We start from the raw sequence: 22,993 nt of genomic DNA on the forward strand, positions 1-22,993 counted from the left end.
GTTCCCATGCCGAACACGGAAGTTAAGCGTCTCAGCGCCGAAAGTAGTTGGGGGATCTCCCCCTGTGAGGATAGGACGTTGCCAGGCAACAACGCAGAGGACGACCGAGCATAACGCTCGGTCGTTTTTTTGTTTCATTGAAACTTTATCCCTTCTTTTTCGTACAAAGTATGAGAAAGAGGGGATTGTTTTGTATATTCGATTAGCCACTATAAAAGACGTTTAACTGCAAGCTTTCGACAAGAGGCAGACACCTTGCAGATACCAGTAAGAGATGTGAATGTCGAGACTCCTAGATACGACAATGAACCAATACCTTATTGAATCCGATGTATGAAACGAAAGGGGAAGACCAATGAAAGATTTTCAAGATGTGCAATTAGAGTTGCAACAGCGTCTTGCCGAGCGTGACCGACTTGTCCGTAAGCAAAAGACAATTGAAACGCAGTTGAAAGAGCACGAAACCGTACGAAAAGAGTTACTCAATACATTTACAAAGGAACAGCGTGATGTTTACGATCTTGAAAGCTTTTCACTCGTGAATACATGGCGAAAGTGGAGAGGGACATTTGATGAACAGCGTACAAAAGAGGTAGAGGAAGCGGCTCGAGCAGAACTGAAGTTACGTGAACATGAGGCGATGATTGACGAATTGACGCTTGAACATCGAGATTTACGAGAAAAGCTGGAGGCCTATGAAACGATCGATGATGAATGGGAGACATTCTTAGAAACCAAAGAGGCACATCTTACTAAAGACCCGGCTGTTCGAAAAGATCTTCACCGTCTGACACATCAACAAGCGGAGATGAATGAACTTCTTATTGAATATCGGGAAGCGATTGAGGCGGGAAGATTCGCAAGAGCAACAATTGCGAAAACACTGAAGCATTTAGACAGCGCAAAGGGATGGTCGACGTATGATATGTTCTTTGGTGGAGGATTGATTGCGACTGCGATGAAGCATGATGCATTGGATGCTTCCGAACAGACGATGCATGAACTTCAATCTGCATTGGAACGTTTTTCCCGTGAATTAGCCGACGTGCAAGGAGTGGTCGAAGAGTTACATGTTCAACGTGGCTCCCTCATTCAGTTTGCGGATTACTTCTTAGATGACATTTTCTCCGAGTGGACCATGCACGGTAGAATCAATGAATCGCTTGATCATGTAAATGAACTTAATCAGGAAATCAATCGGTTGATTGCACGTATGACCATACAAGTAGAAAATCTCGAACAGCGACTCGAAGAGACTGATGAAAAAAGAAGACAGCTCATCCTCACGCGATGAGCTGCTTATTTACTCCGGTCGTTTTAACCAGTGGCGAAGTCCTTTCCCCGCATGAGGTCCTGCCTCGTAACGAGGAATGACGTGTAGATGAGCGTGAGGTACGGTTTGGTTCGAAGCCGTGCCGACGTTCCAACCGAGTGTGTATCCGTCAGGTTGAAAGGTTCGATCAAGATGTTCTTTTGCTATGTGAAGCAATTCGTTAGTATGCTGCCATTCTAACGATGTTAAGTCGAATGTCGTCGTGCGGTGCGCTTTCGGGACGATGACGCCTGAGCCGACGAGAACGTCCTGCTCGAGGTCGTGCATGAGAAAATAACAAGAGTCATTCTCAGCAACGATTGTTTGATGTGGATCGAGCGTGGGATGGCAAAATGGACAAGTAGACATGAGATTGATACACTTCCTTTCTATTATCTAGTGTACCAAAGGGGGAGAATCATGGAACGACTCATCGATGAAATCGAACAAAGGGTGAGACCGGGGCAACGAACGTTGATTGCCATCTCGGGGCATGGAGCGGCCGGTAAATCTACATTGGCTGAACGATTACGAGAAAGATTAGGGGATGTAAACCTGCTTCATACCGACCCGTACATCACAGATTCACAGTTACGGAAACAAACATTACTCACGTATGAACACGATGGAATACCCCATCACTATAAGATGACGGCTTGTCATCCGTCTGCGCATCATCTGCTTTCACTCGAGCGTGATGTCCGTATGATTCGGGAAGGGATTGGATTTTATACGATTGACGTCCCATATTTAGAGCGGACATGGATTGATCCCGAGAAGCCGATTACGATTGTTGAGGGCATGAGTGTCGCTTTTCTTGATCTCACTTCTTTTGACCAGTCGATTTATCTTTATACCGACGGAGAAACAGAATTTAGACGCAGAGCGAATCGTGATATCCAGGAACGGGGAATGGAACTGGATTACTTACGCGCCTCCCATGACGAGCGACGTCTTCAATATGAGTTGTTCATGCATCCGTATCGTCATCACTTCCAAACCATCGTCAATACGAGTGGGGATATCATTCAAATTGAAAAAACCGCTCACGAGGAGCGGTGACTGCGTAGCGTATCTTGAATACCGAGACCGAGCTGTTCTTGTTCACGTTCGAGTTGTTCCCACGTGAGGGAACGATGACGCAATTCGACGTCGTTCGCCATCGACTCAAGCGTGCGCTGAGTCTCGATGTTGTCGAGCCAATAGTAGAGGTCGATCCCGTCTTCGTGGAGGCGCCAAAACGATTTGACGACCTCAAACTCGTCGGCCCATTCACCGATTGGCTTGAATCCATACTTCTCAACGAATGGGTAAGGACGCTCTTCCCCAAGCGGGTCAATCACGTTACGAACAAACATCGGTTCAAGTCCAGCATGAGCAGTTGCGTCGAGCAGTCGTTTCAGTTCAGGCATCGGTTCGATTTCAATGTGTTCAATCACGTCAAACCAGACACGTTTCATGTCCTTGTCCCATAACGTCGCCTCCACGCTATAAGGGGCACCTGCGGAAGAAGGGGCATACATCGTCAATTCAAATGAAAATGGAACATCCTCCTTCGCACCGGGTTCTAGTACGACAGACAGCGGAATCGGTACTTCTTGAATGTCGGCTTCCCGATTGAATTCATTTCCTTCCATGGTGATGTCTTTAAAGGTCGTCAAAAAATTGAGTGTCAGTTCTTGTAGTCGAACGACGGTTGTCGTCGGGTTCGATACGTGCAGGGTTCCGGTTACTACCTGCTTCGGAATGAGTGCTGCCGGGTCAAAGGTGATATCGGCTTCGATCTCCGAAAAGAACCATTTCTTGAATCGGTTTCCCCATTTGGACATGGCGGTCGCGCCCCTTTTCTCTAAATTCTATACTGTTATATGTGTTCCCGATTCCATTTTTCAAAAAACATTGAGAAAAAGGTTGCTTTTTATAACTGTCTCGCTTATTATAGAGGATGTCGAAACAATTCAAACCATCGCGGGGTGGAGCAGTCTGGTAGCTCGTCGGGCTCATAACCCGAAGGTCGTCGGTTCAAATCCGGCCCCCGCAACCAATTTTTATTTAATTTCATATGTCGTCGCGGGGTGGAGCAGTCTGGTAGCTCGTCGGGCTCATAACCCGAAGGTCGTTGGTTCAAATCCAGCCCCCGCAACCAATTTTTAAATGAGATAGCGAAACGATAGCGTTTCGTGTTTTTTTTTGCTTAAAATGAAGTGTACAATGAGTACGTATGAGAAGTGATAAAAGGAGAACCATTCATGTATACATTGATTACGCATTCTGCGGCGGAGACGCAAGCGGTGGCAGAACGTTTGGCTACGCTCGTCGAAGCAGGAACGGTCATCACATTAAACGGTGACCTCGGCGCGGGCAAGACGACGTTCACACAAGGGTTCGCAAAAGGACTCGGTGTCACGCGGAACGTTAATAGTCCGACGTTTACGATTATGAAACAATACAAAGGGCGTTTGCCGCTCTATCATATGGATGTCTATCGTCTCGAAGATACGGGGGATGACATCGGTCTTGAGGAATACATCAACGGTGACGGTGTTGCCATCGTGGAGTGGTCGAACTTGATTGAGTCTTCTCTTCCGGAAGAACGCCTGGCCATCACAATTGAACGGGTCAGTGACGAGGAACGGAAATTGACGCTCGCTCCAACAGGTGACCGTTACGTTCGAATTGCCAAGGAGGTGCTCGCATGAAGCAATTAATGATCGATACCGCAACGACACGTTTGTCTGTCGCATTAAGTGAAGCTGGAGAAATTCAAGCTGAAGCGACAGTCATGGTCTCGAAAAATCATGCGGTCACACTCATGCCGATGATTGAACAGCTCATGGCAGCGGTCAAGTGGACACCGAATATGCTTGAACGGATCATTGTTACGACAGGACCTGGGTCGTACACAGGAATTCGGATTGGAGTGACGACAGCGAAGACACTCGCCTATACGCTGAACATTCCACTCATCGGGGTATCTGCCCTTCAACTCATGGCAGCGGCACCGAATACGGACTTGCCGGTCGTCTCGTTAATTGACGCGCGACGTGGCAACGCCTATATCGGATATTATCAGCACAACAAGGCACTGACGCACGATCAACATGCGTCAGTCGCCGACTGGTTGCGACTCAATAGTCAAGGACGTTTCCTCGTCGTTGGAGACGTCGAACCGTTCCGTGAGGTGTTGAGCGAATATGAGTATGTCGAAGCACCGGCTGCTCATCGTTACGGTCGTGCGAGCGATTTGGTTGTTTTCAGTGATGAGACGAATGACGTCCATGCGTTTGAACCAGAGTATTTGCGACTCGCCGAAGCGGAAGCAAAATGGTTAGAGGGACAAAACAATGGCTGACGTGAAAATTCGTCGAATGACGTGGCTCGATGTCGAGGAAGTGACGAAAGTCGAAGAGGCGTCGTTCTCGATTCCGTGGACAAAAGAAGCATTTATGAATGAGATGCTTCGGAATGAACAGGCCATTTATTTTGTCGCGGTCTATGACAAACGGGTTATCGGTTTTGTAGGGGTATGGCAAATCGTCGATGAAGGACATATTACAAACATTGCCGTCTTACCCGAATTTCGTGGACAAGGGATCGGGAATCAACTGTTAGCGGAGCTTGTTGCGTTCGCCAAGTCAAAGGGGCTTGTCGGATTGACGTTAGAAGTCCGCGTGTCGAACGTAGGGGCGCAAAAACTGTATGAGCAGTTTGGATTTATGCAAGCCGGACGAAGAAGACGTTACTATCAGGATAATAATGAAGACGCCTATATTTATTGGGCGAAGTTAGGAAGTGACTCAGAATGAACACATCACTGATTCTCTCGATCGAGTCGAGCTGTGACGAGACGTCTGTTGCGCTCGTCAAAGACGGAAAGACGCTCTTGTCGAACGTCGTCTCTTCTCAAATCGAGAGTCATAAACGATTTGGTGGCGTCGTCCCTGAAGTGGCGTCTCGTCATCATGTCGAGCGGATCACGTATGTCATTGACGATGCGTTGAGCGAAGCAGGCGTGACGATGGAAGACGTCGATGCGGTCGCGGTCACACAAGGACCGGGTCTCGTCGGTGCCCTTCTCGTCGGCATCAGTGCGGCCAAAGCATTGTCGTTCGCCCATCAAAAACCACTCATCGGCGTCCATCATATCGCGGGACATATTTACGCGAACGAACTCGTCGAAGAGATGCAGTTTCCACTCATCTGTCTCGTCGTCTCAGGTGGACATACAGAGCTCGTTTATATGCCAGAACACGGTGTATTCGAAGTAATCGGTGAGACACGTGATGACGCGGCAGGGGAGGCGTACGATAAAGTCGCACGCACACTCAGTCTTCCATATCCGGGAGGTCCGGCGATCGATCGTTTGGCAGCGGTCGGGGAAGACACGTACAATTTCCCACGCGTCCGTCTTGAACCAGGTAGCTTCGACTTCAGTTTCAGTGGCTTGAAGTCATCGGTCATCAACGCCGTACACAATGCGGAGCAACGTGGAGAGACGGTCATCCCGGAAAACTTGGCAGCGAGTTTCCAAGCGAGTGTCGTCGAAGTACTCGTTGAGAAAGCGATTCGTGCCGTGAAAGAAAAAGGGGCGAAGCAATTGCTCGTCGCTGGTGGTGTCGCGGCAAACCGTGGACTTCGTGCTGCGCTTCAGGAAGCTGCTACAGTTGAAGGGATTCAACTCGTCATCCCACCACTTGACCTGTGTGGGGATAACGCTGGCATGATTGGGGTTGCGGCACATCACGCGTATGTGCGCGGCAAGCGCGATACACTAGCGATGAATGCGGTTCCTGGGTTATCCTTAGAAGAGAGCATGACAGTCTAGGGGGAAATAGAGACATGACGAAACGCATCATCATCGGAGGACTTATCGTATTACTCGTCGTTGCGACGTTCTTACAAGTACGAGAGATCATCCGCGCTTACAATATCGCCTATCAAGAGGAGATTGTCCCAGAAGAGACGCGAGTGAAGTCGTTGACTGGAGAAGAGTCATTAGAGGGCATTGGTCGTGTGACCGGAGAGAACACGCTGATTGAGTCATTATATGGCTACGCAAGTGTCGTCGATCAAAAGCCAGAGCGTGTGATCGTCGTTGATCGCAATCTTGGTGTACAGCCAAAGGCGAGCGATGCTTATTATGAAATCGAGCGAGGTCGCGAGGCAACGGAAGAAGAGGCTGCGAAGTTTGACGCTTTGATTGAGGAACTCGATGAACAACAACTGTTCGCACAAGTCATCTCGACACATGAGGCACGCTATGTGACGAATGACGAAAAATCGATGACGTTCTACAAAGTGTTCACACGTGACGTTGATACGAACGAGGCTGTCTTCTTTATTGCAGAAGACGGGACGAAGCTCGACTTTCATACGATTGGATTCCAACCGTTGCGATACTTCTAACTATAAAGAGAGGCCAGCGTATGATGATACGCTGACCTCTTTTTTCATGCCTTCAAGTTGGCAACGATTTTCCCGACGACGTGTCGGTCTGACAGTTCGACCAATTTCTTCGGGATGTCCGCGACCGGAATCGTCTCTTGAATCATCGGTCGAATCTCACCCGCTGCAAGCAGTTCGAGCATGTGCGTACCGATGCGGACGATGTTCGCCTCGCTCACGCGATCCTGTTGATGATGGATTGCATTGAGCGCGACCTCATGGTAGGAGATGACGCGTGTGAACGGTTTGATGACACTCATGTCAGGGGCTCCTGCGATATGGGCGATGTGTCCGTTGTAGGCGATGACGTGAAGGGAAGCGGTCGCCGTCTCCCGACCGACGGGATCGATGACGGCATTGACACCGTGACCACTCGTCAGTTCCATCACCCGTTTTTGCCAATCTTCCGTGTTGTAATCGATTGCCTCGTCAGCTCCGAGTTGTTTGACCCAGTCATGGTTGCGCGCTGAAGCGGTCGTGATGACGCGTTTCCCGAGATACTTCGCGAGCTGAATCGCGAATCCGCCGACGCCACCGGCCCCGGCGTGAATGAGGATCGTATCGATCGCATTCATCGGGAGTTTTTCAAAGATGGCTTGGTATGCTGTGAATCCGGCTGTCGGTAACGCGACCGCATCAGCGAACGAGATGGATTCAGGGATTGGGACAACCATGTGTGCTTTGGCACGAGTGAATTCAGCGAAGCCGCCCCATTCATTCCAGTTGCCGTGATAGAGGACGCGGTCCCCGACGTTCACATTCGTTACGTCATCCGCGACAGCGGCAATCGTACCGGCAACATCGAGTCCGAGTACATGGGGGTAAGACCATTCCGGTTTGCCGTTGGTTGCCGTTTTATAGTCAACCGGGTTGAGGCCGGCGTATTCCCCTTCAATCAATACTTCGCCGGAACGAAGTGTCGGTGCGTCGACCTCCTCGATCTGCATCGCTTGCCATGCGTTCGGTTCATGTAGTAATAAAGCTTTCATGTTCAATCCACTCCTTATAAATTTATTTATCGATGTATCCTTTAAACGTTATTTGTCTTATGATTTACTCCTTTTTATACTGAAGGTAACGAATACAAAAGGAGTTTACACAGATGATTGATTTTGAATGGTATCGCAGTTTTATCCACGTGTACCAACAGCGTTCCGTGTCGGCTGCGGCGCGTGTCCGATTTTTAACACAGCCGGCTGTCAGCCAACATATCGCCGCACTTGAAGCGGAACTCGAGACGTCCCTCTTCACACGTGCACCACGTCAGATGATACCGACGGATGCAGGGAAAGAACTATACACGCAAGTGGTCGGGTTGATCGACCGTCTCGAAGAGTTATCACTTGAGATGAAATATGTCTCAGGGGAGCAACCGCGTCCGGTCCTCAAGTTCGGTGGACCGACCGAGTTCGTCACACATGAGATTATACCCGCTTTACCGTTTGATATTGCACAGTACATCGCAGATTTTGGGATGACCGCGGATTTGATTAAGCGCTTGGCGGACGGGGAACTCGACTTTGTCATCGCGACGAAGCGGATGGAGGAGCCAGGGATTCAATACGTTCCGATTGCCGACGAATCATTTCTATTAGTGGCACCGAACGATTGGGAAGTCCCGACCGACGAGTTGAAAGACTGGATGGACCGCCAGCCGTGGATCAGTTACGGATTGGAGCTGCCCATCATCCGTCGTTACTACCAGACGCAGTTCGGGGAACGTCCAGACATCCGTCCGGAGATGATTTTACCAAACGTCGACGCAATCCTTGCGGCGATCGAATCGAAGTGTGGCATCAGCATCTTGCCGAACTATTTGATTCGACATGCGCTCGAGCGGGGAAGCGTGCAAGTCGTAGCACCTGAGCGTTTTGCGACAAACGTCATTTACCTCGCACATCGGACCGAATCGAAACACGACCCCGTCATCAACCAAGTCATCCAAGCTCTGCAGGATGCAAAATGAAGTAGGACCCACGTGGGCCCTACTTTTTTTCGATTAATGTCCATTAAGTTCTTCTAAAAATTGAACATCGCGACTATCAAGCAATGCTTCTGCTTCTTTGCGATACGTTTGATAGTGGGGTGAGGCGATATGCGCCTCGAGTGCCGCCTTGTTTGCCCACTTTTCGTAAAAGACGAACGCGTCCGGGTTTCCTTCGACACGATGTAACGTATAGAAGACGCAACCTGCCTCGGCGCGTGATGGGGTGACGACTTGGCGTAAATGTGTCTCGAGTGCTGAACCGAGACCAGGCTTCGCTTTAATGTTAGCTAAAATGGTGATCATCTTTATTCCTCCTATAAAGTAAAACCCACCTGAAAACAGGCGGGTCGTCCTCTTTCATCGATTGGCAACGAGAAAGAATCGATTAGTTTAACGTGTTGATGACGGCTTTTGCGACAGCAACCGTCGACTGTGGATTTTGGCCTGTCACCAAGTTTCCATCGACTTGAACGTTTTCTGTGAAGTTGTCTGCGAGCACGATGTTCGCACCGAGTTCACGAAGACGCGTTTCAAGTAGGAACGGCATGTAAATATCAAGACCTGTCGCACGTTCTTCCTCATCCGTGAACGTCGCAATCGTTTTACCGTTCACGAGTGGTGTCCCGTCAGACAATGTCGCACCGACAAGACCAGCAGGACCGTGGCAGACGGCAGCAACCGTTTTACCTGCTTCAAATAGCGAACGGATGGCAACATTCAACGCTTCGCTTTGTGGAAGGTCGAACATTGTTCCGTGACCACCTGGCATGAAGATGGCATCGAATTGATCGAAGTTGGTGATCGTCTTCAAATCAATCGTATCTTCGAGAAGAGGAGCCGTCGCTTGAATGTCAGCCGGTACTTCTCCTTCTAAACTGCGTGCGTCGATTGGAGATTGACCACCGTTCGGGCTAGCGACCGTGATGTCATATCCTTGTTGTTTGAACTCGACGTATGCCTCACCAAATTCGGATAACCAAAGTCCAGTCGTGTGACCGTCCTTCATTTCTTTTGCGTTCGTCACGACCATTAATACATGTTTACTCATCTGTCATTCCTCCTAAGAAATACTCCTTTGTTTCGGTACGTGACTAGAATAACGCGCACTCTAACGAAAAACAAATTAAGAAAAAACGCCTAATCTATAAATAAATTTATACATAAATTAAAAAGCCGTCCTCTCGCAAAAAGAGGACGGACGGTTCACGCTTTCGGCTGTCGATAGTTCTCGCGATGCCATGTATTGATGCGGCTCACGATAAACACGAGGAGGGCGAGAATCCACATGAAGAGCGTCTCTTCATAGAAGTGGGCCCACACCGAGCCGGGCGCATAGAACGTATGAACGGTCACGTCGACCGGCCAGACGACGATACGGATGAAGAGCGTACTCATGAGAAGGCCACTGAAAAGACTGAGTAGAATCCCTGGCCACGTCTGAATGATGAAGCCAATCACGACCGGTAAAAAGTAAAAGAGAATAGACGGGACGATTGTCGATTCGCCTCGGATGAGTTCAGACACGAACTCGGTTCCGGTCGGCACAATGTAGGCCAGTCCCGTGAGGAACGCTTGGATGAACTCGATTCGCATGGCACGGGTACGCATCATGTATGGAGTTCCTCCCATTCCGCATAGAGAGCTGTGATCGATTCTTTCGCTGCGTCTGATTCGGTTGACAACTCCTGGGCGCGGGCGAAGTCGTTGAAGACATCCGGTTCACAGAGCAATTGTTCAATTTCATCAAGGCGGTTCTCATGTTGCTCAATCGCAAGTTCGATCTCTTCGATGCGCTGTTTGATCCGACGCTCTTCCCGTTGTTGCTCTTTGTCGGCACGCTGTTTCTTCACAACGACCTGCTTCGTCTCTTCACGAGCGAGACGCGCGAGTTCTTCGAGTTCTTCTTTCTTCTCGACGTAATACGAGTAGTCCCCGAGATACTCGTCGATGCCGTTCGGCGTGATTTCTAACACACGTGTCGCGAGTCGGTCAATGAAGTATCGGTCGTGTGAGACAAAGAGGATTGTACCTGGGTAGTCGAGGAGCGCGTTCTCTAAAATCATCTTCGAGTCGAGGTCCAAGTGGTTCGTCGGCTCATCTAAGATGAGCAGGTTCGGCTGCTCGAGCTTTAATTTGGCCAACGTGAGACGTGCGCGTTCGCCACCAGAGAGTTCGTGGACACGCTTCATGACATCATCGCCGCTGAAGAGGAATTGTCCGAGCAGACTCCGGACTTCCTGTTCGCGCATGAGCGGCCAGTCATTCCAAATCTCGTCGATGACACGGTTCGCGTCGGACAAGTTTTGTTGTTCCTGATCGTAGTAGCCGATCTCGACGCCGGTCCCGTAGCGAATCTCGCCAGTCAGGGCGGCTTGCTGTTTCGTTAACACTTTAAGTAATGTCGACTTACCGACTCCGTTCGGGCCGACGAGGGCGACCGATTCACCGCGTTGTAGCTGGAAGCGAAGATGTTGGGCGATTGCGTCCTCATATCCGATGGCGAGGTCACTCGCGCTCAATACATCGTTTCCGCTTTGGCGTTTGATGGAGAAGGAGAGGACGGCACTGCGCTCGTCACCATCTGGAGCATCGAGGCGGTCGACTTTCTCGAGACGCTTCCGCACGCTTTGCGCACGTTTCGTCGTCGTCGCTCGGGCGATGTTTCGCTGAATGAAGTCCTGCATCTTGGCAATCTCTTCTTGCTGCGACTCAAACTGCTTCTTTTCTTGTTCGTAGAGGGCGGCCTTCTGTTCAAGATACTTTGTATAGTTCCCGACGAAGCGACGACTGCGGTGACGCGACAGCTCGTAGACGACCGAGACGACACGGTCGAGGAAGTACCGGTCGTGGGAGACGATGAGGACGGCACCTTTATAGCCGCTCAAGTACTTCTCAAGCCAGGCAAGCGTCTCGATGTCCAAATGGTTCGTCGGCTCGTCCAAGATGAGTAGGTCGGGACTTTGAAGGAGCATCTTCGCCAAGGCGAGGCGTGTCCGTTGTCCACCGGAGAGTGTGTCGATGCGACGCTCGAAATCGTCCGGATAGAAACGCATTCCGTGGAGGACCGAGCGGATCGTTGCTTCATATTGATATCCGCCACGTTCTTTGAACGTATGCTGCTCTTCATCATAAGAAGAGAGGAGACGTTCGTACGCCGCAGCGTCATTTAAAATCCGTTCCGAGCCCATATCTGCTTCCATGCGACGGAGCGTCTTTTCTTGCTCGATTAAGCCCGTGAAGACGGTGAGCATCTCGTTCCAAATGGTCTCATCGGATTCTAGCCCTGAGTCTTGGGCGAGATAGCCGATCGTGACGTCTTTCGGCTTCATGATGTCCCCAGAGTCATAGTTATATTCACCAGCGATGACCTTCAAAAGCGTCGACTTACCGGCCCCGTTACGACCGACGAGGGCGACGCGTTCGCCTTCTTGGATTTCGAGTTTTACGTTTTCTAAAATCGGCTCAACGCCGAAGGATTTGGATAAGTTATTGACTTGCAGTAGGATCAAGTGAAAAAACCCCTTTCTCTCTATTTAGTATACTGTATTTTTCAGCGATTTTAGGTATATTCGTTGAGTGGTCATGTGAATTCGTTTACAATCAAGGTGTATGAAATTCAGATTCGTTTGTAACGTGTCGTAAAAAGGAGGCTCTTTCCGTTGAGTCAAAACGAACCAAAGATTCCACAAGCGACAGCCAAACGGTTGCCACTATACTATCGATTTATTCAAAGCCTGCATGCGTCAGGGAAACAACGTGTCTCTTCAGCAGAACTGAGTGAGGCGGTCAAGGTCGATTCGGCTACGATTCGCCGTGATTTCTCGTACTTCGGTGCGCTCGGTAAAAAGGGATATGGCTATAACGTGCAGTATCTGTTAGACTTTTTCCGAAAGACACTGAATCAGGACGAGATTACGAATGTCGCCTTGGTCGGGGTCGGTCACCTTGGGACGGCATTCGTCAACTATAACTTCCTTAAAAACAATAACACACATATCGTCGTCGGGTTCGACGCAGACGAGACAAAAGTCGGCACGACGATGTCAGGCGTCCCAATTCATCACGTCGATGAGATGGAACAGATTATGGAGCAAAACAAGATTGACGTCGCGATTTTGACGGTACCTTCTGCCTATGCGCAGTCCGTCGCAGACGACTTGGTGCGTTTCGGCATCAAGGGCATCTTGAACTTCACACCGGCACGACTTACCGTACCGGACACGGTTCGCGTTCATCACATCGATTTGTCGATTGAGCTGCAGTCACTCATTTACTTTATGCAACACTATCCAACCGCTGAGGGGGTCCATCAATAATGGAATTACTAGCATCATCACTCGTCGTCGGAATTCCGGGTGGGGCGAGTCTATTCATCATCGCCATCATCGCGCTCATCATCTTCGGACCAAAGAAATTACCGGAGTTTGGTCGCGCGGCCGGACAAACGCTTCGTGAGTTCAAAAATGCAACGAACGGCATGATGAACGAGCACGACGAGAACGACAAGAAAGCTATCGAAAAGAAAGAGCAGTAAGCCATGAATCATCAACCTGATCAAGAGCGGGAACTTACCGATCACTTGACAGAGCTGCGAAGACGACTGATGCTATCTGCATTTGTCGTCTTTGCCTTCTTTTTGATGGCTTTGCCGAGTGTCAAATATGTACTCGCCTACTTGCAAGAAGATCTCGTCGAACGCGGGCTCGAACTGAACGCCTTTGGGGTCGCGGACCCGCTGATGATTTACTTGAACTTGGCGCTCATCATCGGCCTGATTGCGGCGAGCCCATTCCTACTGTATCAAGTGTGGGCGTTTGTCGCACCCGGTCTGCATCCGAATGAACGGAAAGGCACGCTTGCCTACATCCCGATCATCTTTGGATTGTTCTTGATCGGTCTTGCGTTCGCCTACTACTGGTTGTTCCCGCTCGTCCTCGATATCTCGACGGACCTCGGGCAAGACCTCGGACTCGAACAAATCATCGGAGCCAACAATTACTTCACGTTCTTGTTGCAACTGACGATCCCGTTCGGTCTATTGTTCCAATTGCCGGTCGTGACGATGTTCTTGACCCGGATTGGTGTCGTGACACCATACTTCTTATCGAAGATTCGTAAGTATGCGTACTTCGCGCTATTCGTAGTCGCGGCATTCATCACACCGCCGGATTTGACATCGCACCTTATGGTATCGTTGCCACTCTTCTTCCTATATGAAATCAGTTTATCGATTTCACGCGTCGCCTACAAAGGAGTGCTACGTCGGGAGAAAGAAGCGATGGTGCAAGAACAGATGGATTTAATGAAACAGATGAATGAGAAATAAGCATCGTTCCGTAAATGGGACGATGCTTTTTTATGTGCACTACACTATAGTTCAATTGGAAGTTCATACTGTTCAAATTTTAGACACTTTTACGTGAAATAGTGAGCATAGTCATTGAATCCTATATTGTGAAATAGTACACTAAGGTCAAGAAGTAAATGTGATGTTTATCACAATGTGAAAAGAAACGTACTGTCTAACATAAAAGGAGAGACGACTCATATGAAAATCGCAGTCATCGGATGTACACACGCAGGAACAGCAGCTGTCAAAGGGTTACTCGCAAAGCACGACAATCTCGACATCACCGTTTACGAGCGGAACGACAACGTCAGTTTCCTCTCGTGTGGGATTGCGCTCCACGTCGGTGGGGTCGTCCAACGTGCAGAAGAATTATTCTACTCATCTCCACGTGAACTTGAAGAACTCGGAGCGACAATGCGCATGAAACATGACGTCCTATCCATCGATGCCGAAGCGAAGACGGTCCACGCCAAAAACCTCGAGACGGGAGAAGACGTGCATGACACGTATGACCGCTTGATCGTCACGACAGGTTCATGGCCGATCGTTCCGACGCTCCCAGGAATCGAAATGAATGGAATCGAACTTTGTAAAAACTATGCGCACGCACAACGCATTATCGAGCGGGCGACAGACGCGACGAAGATTGCCGTCATCGGGGCGGGGTATATCGGGGTCGAACTCGTCGAGGCGTTTGAAGCATACGGTAAACATGTCACATTCATCGACAGTGCCGACCGTATCTTGAACAAATATCTCGACAAGTCGTTCACGGATCAATTGGAAGCGGATATGACAAGTCGCGGAATCGACCTCGAACTTGGTCAGACGGTCGAGGCATTCCGTGGAACGAGCGGAAACGTCACACATGTCGTGACAGACAAAGGTGAATTCGAGGCGGACCTCGTCATCTTGTGTGTCGGATTTCGTCCGAACACAGGACTTTTAGAAGGACAGGTCGACATGCTCGGAAACGGTGCCATCATCGTCGATGAATATATGCGCACGAGCAACCCGGACATCTTTGCGGCAGGCGACAGCTGTGCCGTCTACTACAACCCGGCGCGTACACACGCCTATATCCCACTTGCAACGAACGCTGTCCGCATGGGAACGCTCGTCGCAGAAAACATGATGCAGCCTCGTGTCCGCTATCAAGGGACACAAGGAACGTCAGGACTACGACTCTATGACTGGAACATTGCGTCATCTGGTCTGACAGAAGAAGCGGCAACACTCTTCGGACTCGACGTAGAAAGTGTCGTCATCGAGGATGCGTATCGTCCGGAGTTCATGCCGACCGCAGAGAAAGTTGAATTTAAACTCGTCTATGAGACAGGGACACATCGCATTGTCGGAGGACAAGTGTTGTCGAAAGCGGATTTGACACAAGCGGTCAATACGCTCTCTCTTGCGATCCAAAACGAGATGACGATCGAAGAGCTCGCATATGTCGACTTCTTCTTCCAACCGCACTACAACAAACCATGGCACTTCTTGAACAGCGGTGCGCTTGAAGCGATGAAAGACAAAGTGAATGCCTAACAAAAAAACGCGGAAGCTAAAAGCTTTCGCGTTTTTTTATAGATAGTGTGGTTCATCCTTCATCAAATTGGCAAGTAAGATGTAGATGAGAAAGTTTGCTGGCAAAAAGACGAATAAGAGACGAATCCCAAAAGAAGAGATATTCACATATTCAGCAATCCCGCCACATACTCCGGCAATGGAACGGTCGGTCGCCGACTTTCGAAAGGTACGTTGCATAGCAAATCTCCTTATGAGTTGATATGAAAATTTTACCATATGAGCTCACGAAAAAGCGCACCGAATCAATTGGTGCGCTATTGTTTATTTTAGAATGTCGACGAGTTCATCAAGTACTTGGTTGGCAGAAAGGACACCACCTGATGTGTTCCAAATGTCATCACTGACCTCTGTCACTTCACCTGATTTGACGGCATCGAGGTCTTTCCATAACTGGTTCGACTGCCATTCTTCTGCTGTTTTTGATCCGTCTGCTCCGCCGTATGTGAAGTAGACGATATGGTCGCCAGCCATCTCTGGAATGCGTTCCATCGTGATTTCTTCAGCAAACTCGGTACGATCTTGCGAAGCTGGGCGTTTTACCCCGACATCTCCTAAGATGACACCCGAGAAGCTATCCGTGAAGTAAATACGTGACGCGCCAGGAAGGAAGCGGACGACAGAGAGTTCTTTGTTCACGGCGTCTCCGAGTTCAGCTTTCGTATCTTCGACGTGCTGATCGTAAGCAGCTAACACTTCGTTCCCTTCTTCTTCAAGGTTGAGTGCGTTCGCATAAAGGGCGAAGTTTTCTTGCCAATCTCCTTTGAGTGTTTCTGACATGACTGTTGGCGCAATGGCGTTCAATTTGTCGTAGATGTTCTCTTGACGAAGTTTTGTTCCGATGATGAGGTCTGGCTTGAGTTTCGCGATGGCCTCTAAGTTGACTTCACTTTCTGTCCCGACTTCTGTGACATCTGTCATCTCGGATTCGATGTGTGGATACCACGGGTCACCGTTCCAAGATTTGACGGCTCCGACCGGTTTGACGCCAAGGGCGAGAAGGGCCTCTGTCCCTTCATTCGTCAAAACAACGATGCGTTCCGGATTTTCAGGTACGTCGGCCGTTCCCATTGCGTGCTCGATCGAGCGCGTCGCCGCATCTGAACTTGTATCGTTATCTGTATCGTCTGATCCACCGCAAGCGGCGAGGACGACAGTTAAGCAAAGCGTAAGTAACGCAAGCATCCACTTTTTCATTTAAAATTCTCCTCTATGTAAGTGATTTTCCTACCTGACTATAAATGATAATGATTCTCACTGTCAACCCCTTTTTCTGGAACGTAATATTTGCTATGGTAGGAAAGGAAAGAAGTGAGGACATGAAAAAACCTTGGATCAAATTACTCTTCTTGATCATTTGCCTACCAATTTTAAGTTATGTCAGCTTACGTGTCGGTGTCATCGTAGTCAGTCATGAAGATGTGATGACATTTCAAGCGAACGGTTCATCACAGGCGATGATTGCATTGGCAGACAATCGCATCCCACGTACAATCGTGGCGTTACTCGTTGGCAGTGTGCTCGGTCTTGCCGGTCTCATCTTTCAACTCGTGACGCGTAACCCGCTCGCATCCCCCGATATCTTGGCCGTGAACGCAGGTGCGAGTTTGGCCATCGTGCTTGTGACCCTTTTTGGGTTCAGCAGTATCGCCTCATTCACGACAGCCTCGCTCATCGGAGCGTTTATCGCTGGTGTGATTGTATATCTGCTCAGTGCGAACGGTGGAAACGTCATGTATATGACACTTGCTGGTGCATCACTAGCGGCTTTATTTAGCTCATTCACTCAGTCGATTATCGCTTATGAGGAAGGCGCACTCGATGAGGTATTGTTCTGGTTGACCGGATCGGTCGCCGGGCGGTCACTCATGCTCGTCGAAACCTTGTTACCGTGGATGATGGGTGCAGTCGTGCTCGTGCTCTTGCTCAGTAAAGAACTCGAGACGTTATCGCTTGGAGACCAAGTGGCGCGTTCGCTTGGACAAAACGTCGGTGTCATCAAGTTTGTTGCGGTGACGCTTGCCGTCGTGCTCTCCGCATTCGGAGTGGCGCTCGCTGGACCGATTGCATTTGTCGGTCTGCTCGCACCCCATTTGGCGAAATATCTGTTCGGGACGGCCTTTTTCGCTCGTCTCGCAGGAAGTGCACTCATCGGAAGCGTTCTGTTGCTTTCGGCCGATATTTTAGGACGCGTCATCCTGTTCCCACGCGAAGTGACGGTGGGCGTCGTGCTCGCGGTCGTCGGTGGGGCATTCTTCATCTATCTCGTCAGTGTCAGACAAGGAGTCTTTAAATCATGAAAACATACCGCTTTCGAAAAGGTCCCGTCTCGTTCACGCTCCGAAAGCGTGAAATCGAGTTGGCGCTTCTACTCATCGTCGGATTACTCCTATCGATTTATTTCGGGCTCGCCATCGGTGACACGTTCCTCAGTCCAGCTTCACTCGCTGCCTTGTTCGTCGGGGCAGGAGATGCGTTCGAACAGCTCGTCGTCTTTGAGTTCCGGATGCCCCGCGTGTTGATGGCAATGACTGCCGGGGCGAGTCTCGCCGTCAGTGGACATTTGTTACAACTGACAATCAAAAATGAATTGGCATCCCCGGAGATTTTCGGGATTGTCGGTGGCGCAGGAGTCGCGACGGCCACGTTTTTTACAGTTTTCACGGATGAGCGAACGAATCAACTGTCGGTCCCGCTCGCCTATATCCCGATTGCCTCATTCCTCGGGGCGATTGTTGTTGGGATGTTCCTCTTCTATTTATTAAAACGTGGAGTTCCACCGGTTCGTCTTGCACTCGTCGGAATCGGAATCAGCATTTTCTCGCAAGGGATTGTTCAGTTCATGATGCTCGCTTCGAACGTCTACCGGAAGAATGATATTCAGCAATGGCTCACTGGTACCGTGTACGCTGCGACGTGGAATCAATTGAAGATCATGGTGCCGTTCGTACTCCTCTTTTTATTGGCTGCTTTTTTGATTGAACGTCACGTGCGTCCGCTACACATCAGTGAGGCGACGGCGACAAGTATCGGTGTTCCGGTTCGCGGGATTCAGCGTGGCACGCTATTGTTATCGTGTTTACTCGCCGGAATTGGTGTCGCTTTTGTCGGCGCGATTGGATTTGTCGGGTTGATGGCACCTCATATCGCTCGTCAAGGATTGAAGCTCCCTTACGTATGGGCAACGCTTCTCGTTGGGGCGACGATTGTGGTGTTGGCGGATGTACTCGCACGAACCATTTTTTATCCGTACGAGTTACGGACTGGCGTGATGACAGCCGTCATCGGAGCACCGTATTTCTTCTATTTACTTCGACGGATGATGAAAGGAAGCATGAGATGAACACATTTGATTTAAAAGAAGTGACCATCGGATATGAACAGAAGACGGTGCTCGATCGTTTGTCGTTTTCCATTCCCCATGGAAAAATCACCGTCCTTCTCGGGGCGAATGGCTGCGGGAAGTCGACGCTTCTCTCGACGCTCGCACGACAGCGAGATGCACTGGGCGGAGAAATCACATTTCGGGAAAAACCGCTTAATTCGTATCGCGCCAAAGAGGCGGCTCGGCTCATGGCGTTCATGCCACAAGTGAACGTGGCACCGGATGGATTGACCGTCGAACAGCTTGTCCGCTTCGGTCGTTATCCATATCAGACGTTCTTCAAACGATACTCAGAAGATGATGAACGAGCCGTGGAGAGGGCGCTCGCCTTCACGGATACGGTTTCGCTCCGTGACACGCTTGTCAGCAATCTTTCAGGTGGACAAAAGCAACGGGTATGGATCGCGTTGGCACTCGCCCAAGAGTCGGAGACGATTTTGCTTGATGAACCGACGACATATTTAGATATGTCGCACCAAATTGAGATTTTGGATTTGATGTATCGTTTGAACCGATTAGAAGGCAAAACGATTATCATGGTACTCCATGATCTCCATCTCGCCTGTCGCTATGCCGATCATGTCATCGCCCTCGCCGGTGGTAACGTGTATCGCGAAGGCAGTCCGAACGATGTTGTCGACGAGACGTTCATGAAAGACGTGTTTGGTTTAAAAGTCGTGGTGACAGAAGATCCGTTATACGGGACACCGCTCTGTGTACCGTATTCGCACTACGAGTTGAATGAAAAACGACCGACCTAAACCTAGTCTACGGACTAGGTTTTTTTACGGGAAAGCAGGGAAAAAGAGTAGAGTAAGTGCTCGTTATGTTTTCTACCTTAAAGGAGGAATTTTTCATGGCTAAAAAGGAAAAACAACCGTATCACATCGTCACGTTCACGTTCCCGGAAGAGGCCATCTCGTATCAGGCGTTCAGTAAACTGAAAAAGTATCATTCGGATGGACTCGTCGGATTCGAACAATTGGTCATCATCAAGCGTGAAGAAAACGGGGCGTTCTCGTTCGAGGATGCGGCGCAACTCGCACCGGTCAACAAGTCGACGAAAGGTGCGCTCATCGGGATGGCGGTTGGAATCCTCGGTGGACCGTTCGGAATTTTATTCGGAACACTCACAGGTGGTCTCATCGGCGGCACGAAAGACGTGAAGCATATGCAAGGTATTCAAGATACATTCAAACGGACGGTCGGTAACATCGAACCAGGTCAGACCGGAGTCATGGCCATCGGGGAAGAATTCGACCCATCGATTTTAGACGGACTCGCAGAAGAGTATGGAGGAACGGTCACGCGGACAGACGAGGAGTTGTGAGTCATGAAACTCGGAATCTTAGGTGCCGGGAAGGTCGGACGCACGCTCGGGGAGCAGTTCGAACAGGCCGGTTATCAGGTGTTGTACGGAACACGGACGGAGCGGGAAGGAACGTTGACGTTACAAGAAGTCGCCTCAGCGAGTGATGTGCTCCTGCTCTGTACGCCATTTGCGGCAGCGGTCGATCTATTGCCGACACTCGACGGACTGGATGGAAAAGTAGTGATTGATGTGACGAATCCGATTGCCATCGAGTTTAACGAAGTCGAGCGACCGGACGGGGTGTCGGGCGCGGAGTATTTGCAGCGACTCGTTCCCGATACGAAAGTTGTCAAAGCGTTCAACCAGACGGGCGTCGAGAATTTAGGTAATCCGGATGGTTCTGTCATGTTTGTCGCAGGAGATGATGAAGAAGCGGTGCGGCTTGTTGTCGAGCTATCGAACAAGATCGGCTTCGATACGCATCCGCTCCATGGGTTGAAGCTTGCTCGTGAACTAGAAGGGTTGGCGTGGCTGTGGATTCATTACGCGGTGAAAGAACGGAAGACACGAGATTTTGCATTCTACTTAAATGAACACTAAAAGACGATCGGGGCAAGAGGCCTCGATCGTCTTTTTTGATTAGAATCCTGTGTAGCGATCAGAGCGTGTTTGGAGCAGTTCAATCGTCTCACGTTCGATTTGTTCGACTTCGCGCTGTTGCCAACCTGGCATGAGGAACGCATCGACGAGTGCCCAAATTCCTGTAATGATGGCACCGAAACCGAGCGTCAAGACGACGAGGAGGACCATGGCGATCCCTGACCCAATCTTTTTGAAATAAAAGCGATGTGCACCGAGTGCACCGACGAAAAACCAAAGTAAGTACGCAACGAGTAAGCTGCGTTTCCGCTTCTCGACTTCGCTGTTGACGAGTTGCATTTCTTCCGTCGTCAAATCCATACGTGAAACATTCATCGGATTTCAACTCCCTATCCATTATTGTTATAATAAGTTCGGATTCTAGTATATCGGAAAATGGATTTGTTTCCATGATTTCCTAAAAAGAAAAGAGGTTCTCTATGCTTTTTCCGATTTTGACGTTCATCGTCGCGTTCGTACACGTCGTCGGCGGTGCGATTGCGTTATATCAATACCCACAATATAAACGAATGGCCATCAGTGCGATTGTCCTCGGATTCGTCTACGGTGGATTGACCGTGGCAGTGATTGGATTATGAAGTGGGGCGAACAATCACGCTCGTCATGTCACTCGACAAAAACCATCCCGTCTCATGAGAAGGGATGGTTTTGATTTAGGACGCCGCTCGTCGTAGGACGAGTTTTTCTTTTACGTAGATGCCGCTATAGACGAGGAAACAGCCGAAGCTGACCAACAGTCCGATGTAGACGCTCATCATGAACGGGGTGAGAAGTGAACCAATCAAGATCGTCGAGCGTGATAAGAAATCGGCACCGGCGAATGAGGTTCCCGCAAATGCCGAGTACGCACCACGTCGGTCTTCCGGCATCATGTTCGCCTTCTCCGTATTCAATACTGGCGAGTACAACAATTCGCCGAACGTAGCGATGAGCATAAAACCGAGGAGGAGCATCATCGAGTTCGCGCTCGTGATGACCGCGTAGCCGATCGTGTACAACGCGAGCCCACCGAGGAGCGTATGCTTGTTCGAGAAGCGGGAGGCGAGACGTTGGATGAAGAACGTCAACACGACGACGATGAGCGTGTTCTCGATTTGAATGAGACTCATCATCCGCACCCCGTTGATTGTCCAGTCTTCAAACGAGAGCGGTTCGAATGAATCGGCGAGCCTTACCGCGACATAACTACCCATCGAGAACTCGGCAGCGAGGATACACATTGAGCCGAAGACGACTTTGACGAACGGGCGGTCACGCCAGGCGATTTGATAACTTTGGAACACGTCGACGAAGACGAGGCGTAGCTTTTGTGAGGTCCACGTCCGTTTCGTGTCTTCGAGAAAAATGGCGTACGCGATCGGCAACATGCTCGACGTGAACGTCAAAATCCAAAACAGTAAGAGTTGGTTGCTGACATAGAGCCAGCCCCCGAGCGCCGTCCCAATCGTGATGGATAAGTTGATTAACCAGTAATCGAGCGCGTACACGGCTTTTCGATTCTCAGGCGTCGTCGCATCGATGATGATCGCGCTCATCGCCGGGCGTCCAAGGTTGTTCGTGACTGTGAAAATCGTGTAGGCGATCATGAAGACAATCATCTGGTCGAACTGGAGACTGAGCGTCATGACGAGAAACATGGATGCTGTGAGACTTGCCGTCAACACGAGAAGTCGCTTCCGTGAGAATTTATCGGCGAGGTATCCTCCAATCAACCCGATTACATATCCAAGACAGACGAGCGAGACTAAGAAGACGCCCGCAATCCATTCGTTAAACGCTTTGACAAAGAGAAGTGCCATGAACGGCATAATCGCGAATGAGACCGAACGATTGAAAAATGATGTCACGAGTCGAACTTTTATGGGTTTAGGTATATCTTTCCATTTCATCTTGTCACCTTCCATTCTGTACCTGTATGATAAACAAGACAATGGATTTGAAAAATGGACGACATGGGG

The 22,993-nt window shown here is 49.8% G+C and carries 29 protein-coding genes, 2 tRNA genes and 1 rRNA gene; 21 read left to right on the forward strand and 11 right to left on the reverse strand.

Features of this window, described 5'->3' with window-relative positions:
• Window positions 1-87: ribosomal RNA gene (gene rrf / locus KNO75_RS13130) — 5S ribosomal RNA — on the forward strand; the annotation flags it as partial.
• 268 nt (window positions 88-355) lie between these two features.
• On the forward strand, window positions 356-1,294 hold the full coding sequence (locus tag KNO75_RS13135) for a coiled-coil domain-containing protein (RefSeq protein WP_214822273.1): 939 nt from the start codon (window positions 356-358) through the stop codon (window positions 1,292-1,294).
• Between the two features lie 9 nt (window positions 1,295-1,303).
• Here KNO75_RS13135 and KNO75_RS13140 read toward each other — a convergent pair whose 3' ends face one another.
• Window positions 1,304-1,681, reverse strand: coding sequence for an HIT family protein (locus KNO75_RS13140; RefSeq protein WP_214814830.1), 378 nt, complete (start codon window positions 1,679-1,681; stop codon window positions 1,304-1,306).
• Window positions 1,682-1,732: 51 nt separating this feature from the next.
• Between KNO75_RS13140 and KNO75_RS13145 the strand changes: the two genes are divergently transcribed.
• Window positions 1,733-2,374, forward strand: coding sequence for a uridine kinase family protein (locus KNO75_RS13145; protein ID WP_214814828.1), 642 nt, complete (start codon window positions 1,733-1,735; stop codon window positions 2,372-2,374).
• On the opposite strand, the gene KNO75_RS13150 is transcribed toward KNO75_RS13145, so the two are convergent.
• On the reverse strand, window positions 2,359-3,141 hold the full coding sequence (locus KNO75_RS13150) for a sporulation protein (protein WP_214814826.1): 783 nt from the start codon (window positions 3,139-3,141) through the stop codon (window positions 2,359-2,361). The genes KNO75_RS13145 and KNO75_RS13150 overlap by 16 nt on opposite strands.
• 138 nt (window positions 3,142-3,279) lie before the next feature.
• Here KNO75_RS13150 and KNO75_RS13155 point away from each other — a divergent pair.
• The 7 genes from KNO75_RS13155 (at window position 3,280) to KNO75_RS13185 (ending at window position 6,718) form a co-directional block, all read left to right on the forward strand.
• Window positions 3,280-3,356 (forward strand) — tRNA-Met (locus KNO75_RS13155).
• 25 nt (window positions 3,357-3,381) lie between these two features.
• Window positions 3,382-3,458, forward strand: a tRNA-Met gene (locus KNO75_RS13160).
• Between the two features lie 103 nt (window positions 3,459-3,561).
• On the forward strand, window positions 3,562-4,011 hold the full coding sequence (gene tsaE / locus KNO75_RS13165; RefSeq protein WP_214790828.1) for a tRNA (adenosine(37)-N6)-threonylcarbamoyltransferase complex ATPase subunit type 1 TsaE: 450 nt from the start codon (window positions 3,562-3,564) through the stop codon (window positions 4,009-4,011).
• Window positions 4,008-4,664: a tRNA (adenosine(37)-N6)-threonylcarbamoyltransferase complex dimerization subunit type 1 TsaB gene (gene tsaB, locus KNO75_RS13170; RefSeq protein ID WP_214818599.1), complete on the forward strand. Its 657-nt coding sequence runs from the start codon at window positions 4,008-4,010 to the stop codon at window positions 4,662-4,664. The genes tsaE and tsaB overlap by 4 nt, the downstream gene beginning before the upstream one ends.
• Window positions 4,657-5,118: a ribosomal protein S18-alanine N-acetyltransferase gene (gene rimI / locus KNO75_RS13175; RefSeq protein WP_214814822.1), complete on the forward strand. Its 462-nt coding sequence runs from the start codon at window positions 4,657-4,659 to the stop codon at window positions 5,116-5,118. The genes tsaB and rimI overlap by 8 nt, the downstream gene beginning before the upstream one ends.
• A complete protein-coding gene (tsaD, locus tag KNO75_RS13180; protein WP_214814820.1) occupies window positions 5,115-6,137 on the forward strand; it encodes a tRNA (adenosine(37)-N6)-threonylcarbamoyltransferase complex transferase subunit TsaD in 1,023 nt (340 codons plus the stop codon). The genes rimI and tsaD overlap by 4 nt, the downstream gene beginning before the upstream one ends.
• Before the next feature lie 14 nt (window positions 6,138-6,151).
• Window positions 6,152-6,718, forward strand: coding sequence for a hypothetical protein (locus tag KNO75_RS13185; RefSeq protein WP_214818595.1), 567 nt, complete (start codon window positions 6,152-6,154; stop codon window positions 6,716-6,718).
• Between the two features lie 44 nt (window positions 6,719-6,762).
• On the opposite strand, the gene KNO75_RS13190 is transcribed toward KNO75_RS13185, so the two are convergent.
• Entirely contained in the window at window positions 6,763-7,746 is a 984-nt protein-coding gene (locus tag KNO75_RS13190) for a zinc-binding dehydrogenase (RefSeq protein ID WP_214822281.1), read from the reverse strand.
• A gap of 113 nt (window positions 7,747-7,859) precedes the next feature.
• Between KNO75_RS13190 and KNO75_RS13195 the strand changes: the two genes are divergently transcribed.
• Window positions 7,860-8,723, forward strand: coding sequence for a LysR family transcriptional regulator (locus tag KNO75_RS13195; RefSeq protein WP_214822283.1), 864 nt, complete (start codon window positions 7,860-7,862; stop codon window positions 8,721-8,723).
• Window positions 8,724-8,756: 33 nt separating this feature from the next.
• Here the strand turns inward: KNO75_RS13195 and KNO75_RS13200 are convergent, their stop codons facing one another.
• From KNO75_RS13200 to KNO75_RS13215, 4 genes are all read right to left on the reverse strand, one after another.
• A complete protein-coding gene (locus KNO75_RS13200) occupies window positions 8,757-9,047 on the reverse strand; it encodes a putative quinol monooxygenase (protein ID WP_214822285.1) in 291 nt (96 codons plus the stop codon).
• An 82-nt stretch (window positions 9,048-9,129) separates the two neighbouring features.
• Window positions 9,130-9,792 (reverse strand): type 1 glutamine amidotransferase domain-containing protein, encoded by a 663-nt coding sequence (locus KNO75_RS13205; protein WP_214818586.1) that lies wholly within the window; start codon window positions 9,790-9,792, stop codon window positions 9,130-9,132.
• A gap of 155 nt (window positions 9,793-9,947) precedes the next feature.
• Entirely contained in the window at window positions 9,948-10,355 is a 408-nt protein-coding gene (locus KNO75_RS13210; RefSeq protein WP_214790850.1) for a hypothetical protein, read from the reverse strand.
• Window positions 10,352-12,253, reverse strand: coding sequence for an ABC-F family ATP-binding cassette domain-containing protein (locus KNO75_RS13215; RefSeq protein ID WP_214790852.1), 1,902 nt, complete (start codon window positions 12,251-12,253; stop codon window positions 10,352-10,354). The genes KNO75_RS13210 and KNO75_RS13215 overlap by 4 nt, the downstream gene beginning before the upstream one ends.
• 150 nt (window positions 12,254-12,403) lie before the next feature.
• Between KNO75_RS13215 and KNO75_RS13220 the strand changes: the two genes are divergently transcribed.
• From KNO75_RS13220 to KNO75_RS13235, 4 genes are all read left to right on the forward strand, one after another.
• Window positions 12,404-13,060: a redox-sensing transcriptional repressor Rex gene (locus tag KNO75_RS13220; protein WP_214790854.1), complete on the forward strand. Its 657-nt coding sequence runs from the start codon at window positions 12,404-12,406 to the stop codon at window positions 13,058-13,060.
• On the forward strand, window positions 13,060-13,278 hold the full coding sequence (gene tatA, locus KNO75_RS13225) for a twin-arginine translocase TatA/TatE family subunit (RefSeq protein ID WP_034770678.1): 219 nt from the start codon (window positions 13,060-13,062) through the stop codon (window positions 13,276-13,278). The genes KNO75_RS13220 and tatA overlap by 1 nt, the downstream gene beginning before the upstream one ends.
• Window positions 13,279-13,281: 3 nt before the next feature.
• Window positions 13,282-14,070, forward strand: a complete 789-nt coding sequence (tatC, locus tag KNO75_RS13230) for a twin-arginine translocase subunit TatC (protein WP_214742996.1) — start codon at window positions 13,282-13,284, stop codon at window positions 14,068-14,070.
• 222 nt (window positions 14,071-14,292) lie between these two features.
• Window positions 14,293-15,639, forward strand: a complete 1,347-nt coding sequence (locus KNO75_RS13235) for an FAD-dependent oxidoreductase (protein WP_214822286.1) — start codon at window positions 14,293-14,295, stop codon at window positions 15,637-15,639.
• A 36-nt stretch (window positions 15,640-15,675) separates the two neighbouring features.
• Here the strand turns inward: KNO75_RS13235 and KNO75_RS13240 are convergent, their stop codons facing one another.
• The gene (locus KNO75_RS13240; RefSeq protein WP_214814804.1) at window positions 15,676-15,858 is read right to left on the reverse strand and encodes a PspC domain-containing protein; all 183 of its coding nucleotides are present in this window, start codon (window positions 15,856-15,858) and stop codon (window positions 15,676-15,678) included.
• A gap of 84 nt (window positions 15,859-15,942) precedes the next feature.
• Window positions 15,943-16,875 (reverse strand): ABC transporter substrate-binding protein, encoded by a 933-nt coding sequence (locus tag KNO75_RS13245; RefSeq protein ID WP_214814803.1) that lies wholly within the window; start codon window positions 16,873-16,875, stop codon window positions 15,943-15,945.
• Between the two features lie 122 nt (window positions 16,876-16,997).
• Here KNO75_RS13245 and KNO75_RS13250 point away from each other — a divergent pair, with 122 nt between their 5' ends.
• The 5 genes from KNO75_RS13250 (at window position 16,998) to KNO75_RS13270 (ending at window position 20,975) form a co-directional block, all read left to right on the forward strand.
• Window positions 16,998-17,978, forward strand: a complete 981-nt coding sequence (locus KNO75_RS13250; RefSeq protein ID WP_214818584.1) for a FecCD family ABC transporter permease — start codon at window positions 16,998-17,000, stop codon at window positions 17,976-17,978.
• On the forward strand, window positions 17,975-19,021 hold the full coding sequence (locus KNO75_RS13255; protein ID WP_214814799.1) for a FecCD family ABC transporter permease: 1,047 nt from the start codon (window positions 17,975-17,977) through the stop codon (window positions 19,019-19,021). The genes KNO75_RS13250 and KNO75_RS13255 overlap by 4 nt, the downstream gene beginning before the upstream one ends.
• Window positions 19,018-19,824 carry an ABC transporter ATP-binding protein gene (locus tag KNO75_RS13260; RefSeq protein ID WP_214822288.1) on the forward strand — a complete coding sequence of 269 codons (807 nt, stop codon included), beginning with the start codon at window positions 19,018-19,020 and terminating at the stop codon, window positions 19,822-19,824. Before KNO75_RS13255 ends, KNO75_RS13260 begins: the two co-directional genes overlap by 4 nt.
• Window positions 19,825-19,919: 95 nt before the next feature.
• Window positions 19,920-20,393: a hypothetical protein gene (locus tag KNO75_RS13265; RefSeq protein WP_214814795.1), complete on the forward strand. Its 474-nt coding sequence runs from the start codon at window positions 19,920-19,922 to the stop codon at window positions 20,391-20,393.
• A gap of 3 nt (window positions 20,394-20,396) precedes the next feature.
• Window positions 20,397-20,975, forward strand: a complete 579-nt coding sequence (locus KNO75_RS13270; protein WP_214822290.1) for an NADPH-dependent F420 reductase — start codon at window positions 20,397-20,399, stop codon at window positions 20,973-20,975.
• A 39-nt stretch (window positions 20,976-21,014) separates the two neighbouring features.
• On the opposite strand, the gene KNO75_RS13275 is transcribed toward KNO75_RS13270, so the two are convergent.
• The gene (locus tag KNO75_RS13275) at window positions 21,015-21,350 is read right to left on the reverse strand and encodes a TM2 domain-containing protein (protein WP_214814791.1); all 336 of its coding nucleotides are present in this window, start codon (window positions 21,348-21,350) and stop codon (window positions 21,015-21,017) included.
• A 104-nt stretch (window positions 21,351-21,454) separates the two neighbouring features.
• On the opposite strand from KNO75_RS13275, the gene KNO75_RS13280 reads away from it, so the two are divergent.
• Window positions 21,455-21,613: a hypothetical protein gene (locus tag KNO75_RS13280; RefSeq protein ID WP_015880595.1), complete on the forward strand. Its 159-nt coding sequence runs from the start codon at window positions 21,455-21,457 to the stop codon at window positions 21,611-21,613.
• A 75-nt stretch (window positions 21,614-21,688) separates the two neighbouring features.
• On the opposite strand, the gene KNO75_RS13285 is transcribed toward KNO75_RS13280, so the two are convergent.
• Entirely contained in the window at window positions 21,689-22,924 is a 1,236-nt protein-coding gene (locus KNO75_RS13285) for an MDR family MFS transporter (RefSeq protein WP_214822292.1), read from the reverse strand.
• Window positions 22,925-22,993: the final 69 nt, after the last annotated feature.

Source organism: Exiguobacterium sp. s35 (genome assembly GCF_018617535.1).
Classification (GTDB): Bacteria; Bacillota; Bacilli; order Exiguobacteriales; family Exiguobacteriaceae; genus Exiguobacterium; species Exiguobacterium aestuarii.

Excerpts from the sequence above, each read along its gene's own strand:
- KNO75_RS13135 (WP_214822273.1), top strand. The coding sequence starts at position 356 with ATGAAAGATTTTCAAGATGTGCAATTAGAGTTGCAACAGCGTCTTGCC.
- KNO75_RS13140 (WP_214814830.1), bottom strand. The coding sequence starts at position 1,681 with ATGTCTACTTGTCCATTTTGCCATCCCACGCTCGATCCACATCAAACA.
- KNO75_RS13145 (WP_214814828.1), top strand. The coding sequence starts at position 1,733 with ATGGAACGACTCATCGATGAAATCGAACAAAGGGTGAGACCGGGGCAA.
- KNO75_RS13150 (WP_214814826.1), bottom strand. The coding sequence starts at position 3,141 with ATGTCCAAATGGGGAAACCGATTCAAGAAATGGTTCTTTTCGGAGATC.
- tsaE (WP_214790828.1), top strand. The coding sequence starts at position 3,562 with ATGTATACATTGATTACGCATTCTGCGGCGGAGACGCAAGCGGTGGCA.
- tsaB (WP_214818599.1), top strand. The coding sequence starts at position 4,008 with ATGAAGCAATTAATGATCGATACCGCAACGACACGTTTGTCTGTCGCA.
- rimI (WP_214814822.1), top strand. The coding sequence starts at position 4,657 with ATGGCTGACGTGAAAATTCGTCGAATGACGTGGCTCGATGTCGAGGAA.
- tsaD (WP_214814820.1), top strand. The coding sequence starts at position 5,115 with ATGAACACATCACTGATTCTCTCGATCGAGTCGAGCTGTGACGAGACG.
- KNO75_RS13185 (WP_214818595.1), top strand. The coding sequence starts at position 6,152 with ATGACGAAACGCATCATCATCGGAGGACTTATCGTATTACTCGTCGTT.
- KNO75_RS13190 (WP_214822281.1), bottom strand. The coding sequence starts at position 7,746 with ATGAAAGCTTTATTACTACATGAACCGAACGCATGGCAAGCGATGCAG.
- KNO75_RS13195 (WP_214822283.1), top strand. The coding sequence starts at position 7,860 with ATGATTGATTTTGAATGGTATCGCAGTTTTATCCACGTGTACCAACAG.
- KNO75_RS13200 (WP_214822285.1), bottom strand. The coding sequence starts at position 9,047 with ATGATCACCATTTTAGCTAACATTAAAGCGAAGCCTGGTCTCGGTTCA.
- KNO75_RS13205 (WP_214818586.1), bottom strand. The coding sequence starts at position 9,792 with ATGAGTAAACATGTATTAATGGTCGTGACGAACGCAAAAGAAATGAAG.
- KNO75_RS13210 (WP_214790850.1), bottom strand. The coding sequence starts at position 10,355 with ATGATGCGTACCCGTGCCATGCGAATCGAGTTCATCCAAGCGTTCCTC.
- tatA (WP_034770678.1), top strand. The coding sequence starts at position 13,060 with ATGGAATTACTAGCATCATCACTCGTCGTCGGAATTCCGGGTGGGGCG.
- tatC (WP_214742996.1), top strand. The coding sequence starts at position 13,282 with ATGAATCATCAACCTGATCAAGAGCGGGAACTTACCGATCACTTGACA.
- KNO75_RS13235 (WP_214822286.1), top strand. The coding sequence starts at position 14,293 with ATGAAAATCGCAGTCATCGGATGTACACACGCAGGAACAGCAGCTGTC.
- KNO75_RS13240 (WP_214814804.1), bottom strand. The coding sequence starts at position 15,858 with ATGCAACGTACCTTTCGAAAGTCGGCGACCGACCGTTCCATTGCCGGA.
- KNO75_RS13245 (WP_214814803.1), bottom strand. The coding sequence starts at position 16,875 with ATGAAAAAGTGGATGCTTGCGTTACTTACGCTTTGCTTAACTGTCGTC.
- KNO75_RS13250 (WP_214818584.1), top strand. The coding sequence starts at position 16,998 with ATGAAAAAACCTTGGATCAAATTACTCTTCTTGATCATTTGCCTACCA.
- KNO75_RS13255 (WP_214814799.1), top strand. The coding sequence starts at position 17,975 with ATGAAAACATACCGCTTTCGAAAAGGTCCCGTCTCGTTCACGCTCCGA.
- KNO75_RS13260 (WP_214822288.1), top strand. The coding sequence starts at position 19,018 with ATGAACACATTTGATTTAAAAGAAGTGACCATCGGATATGAACAGAAG.
- KNO75_RS13265 (WP_214814795.1), top strand. The coding sequence starts at position 19,920 with ATGGCTAAAAAGGAAAAACAACCGTATCACATCGTCACGTTCACGTTC.
- KNO75_RS13270 (WP_214822290.1), top strand. The coding sequence starts at position 20,397 with ATGAAACTCGGAATCTTAGGTGCCGGGAAGGTCGGACGCACGCTCGGG.
- KNO75_RS13275 (WP_214814791.1), bottom strand. The coding sequence starts at position 21,350 with ATGAATGTTTCACGTATGGATTTGACGACGGAAGAAATGCAACTCGTC.
- KNO75_RS13280 (WP_015880595.1), top strand. The coding sequence starts at position 21,455 with ATGCTTTTTCCGATTTTGACGTTCATCGTCGCGTTCGTACACGTCGTC.
- KNO75_RS13285 (WP_214822292.1), bottom strand. The coding sequence starts at position 22,924 with ATGAAATGGAAAGATATACCTAAACCCATAAAAGTTCGACTCGTGACA.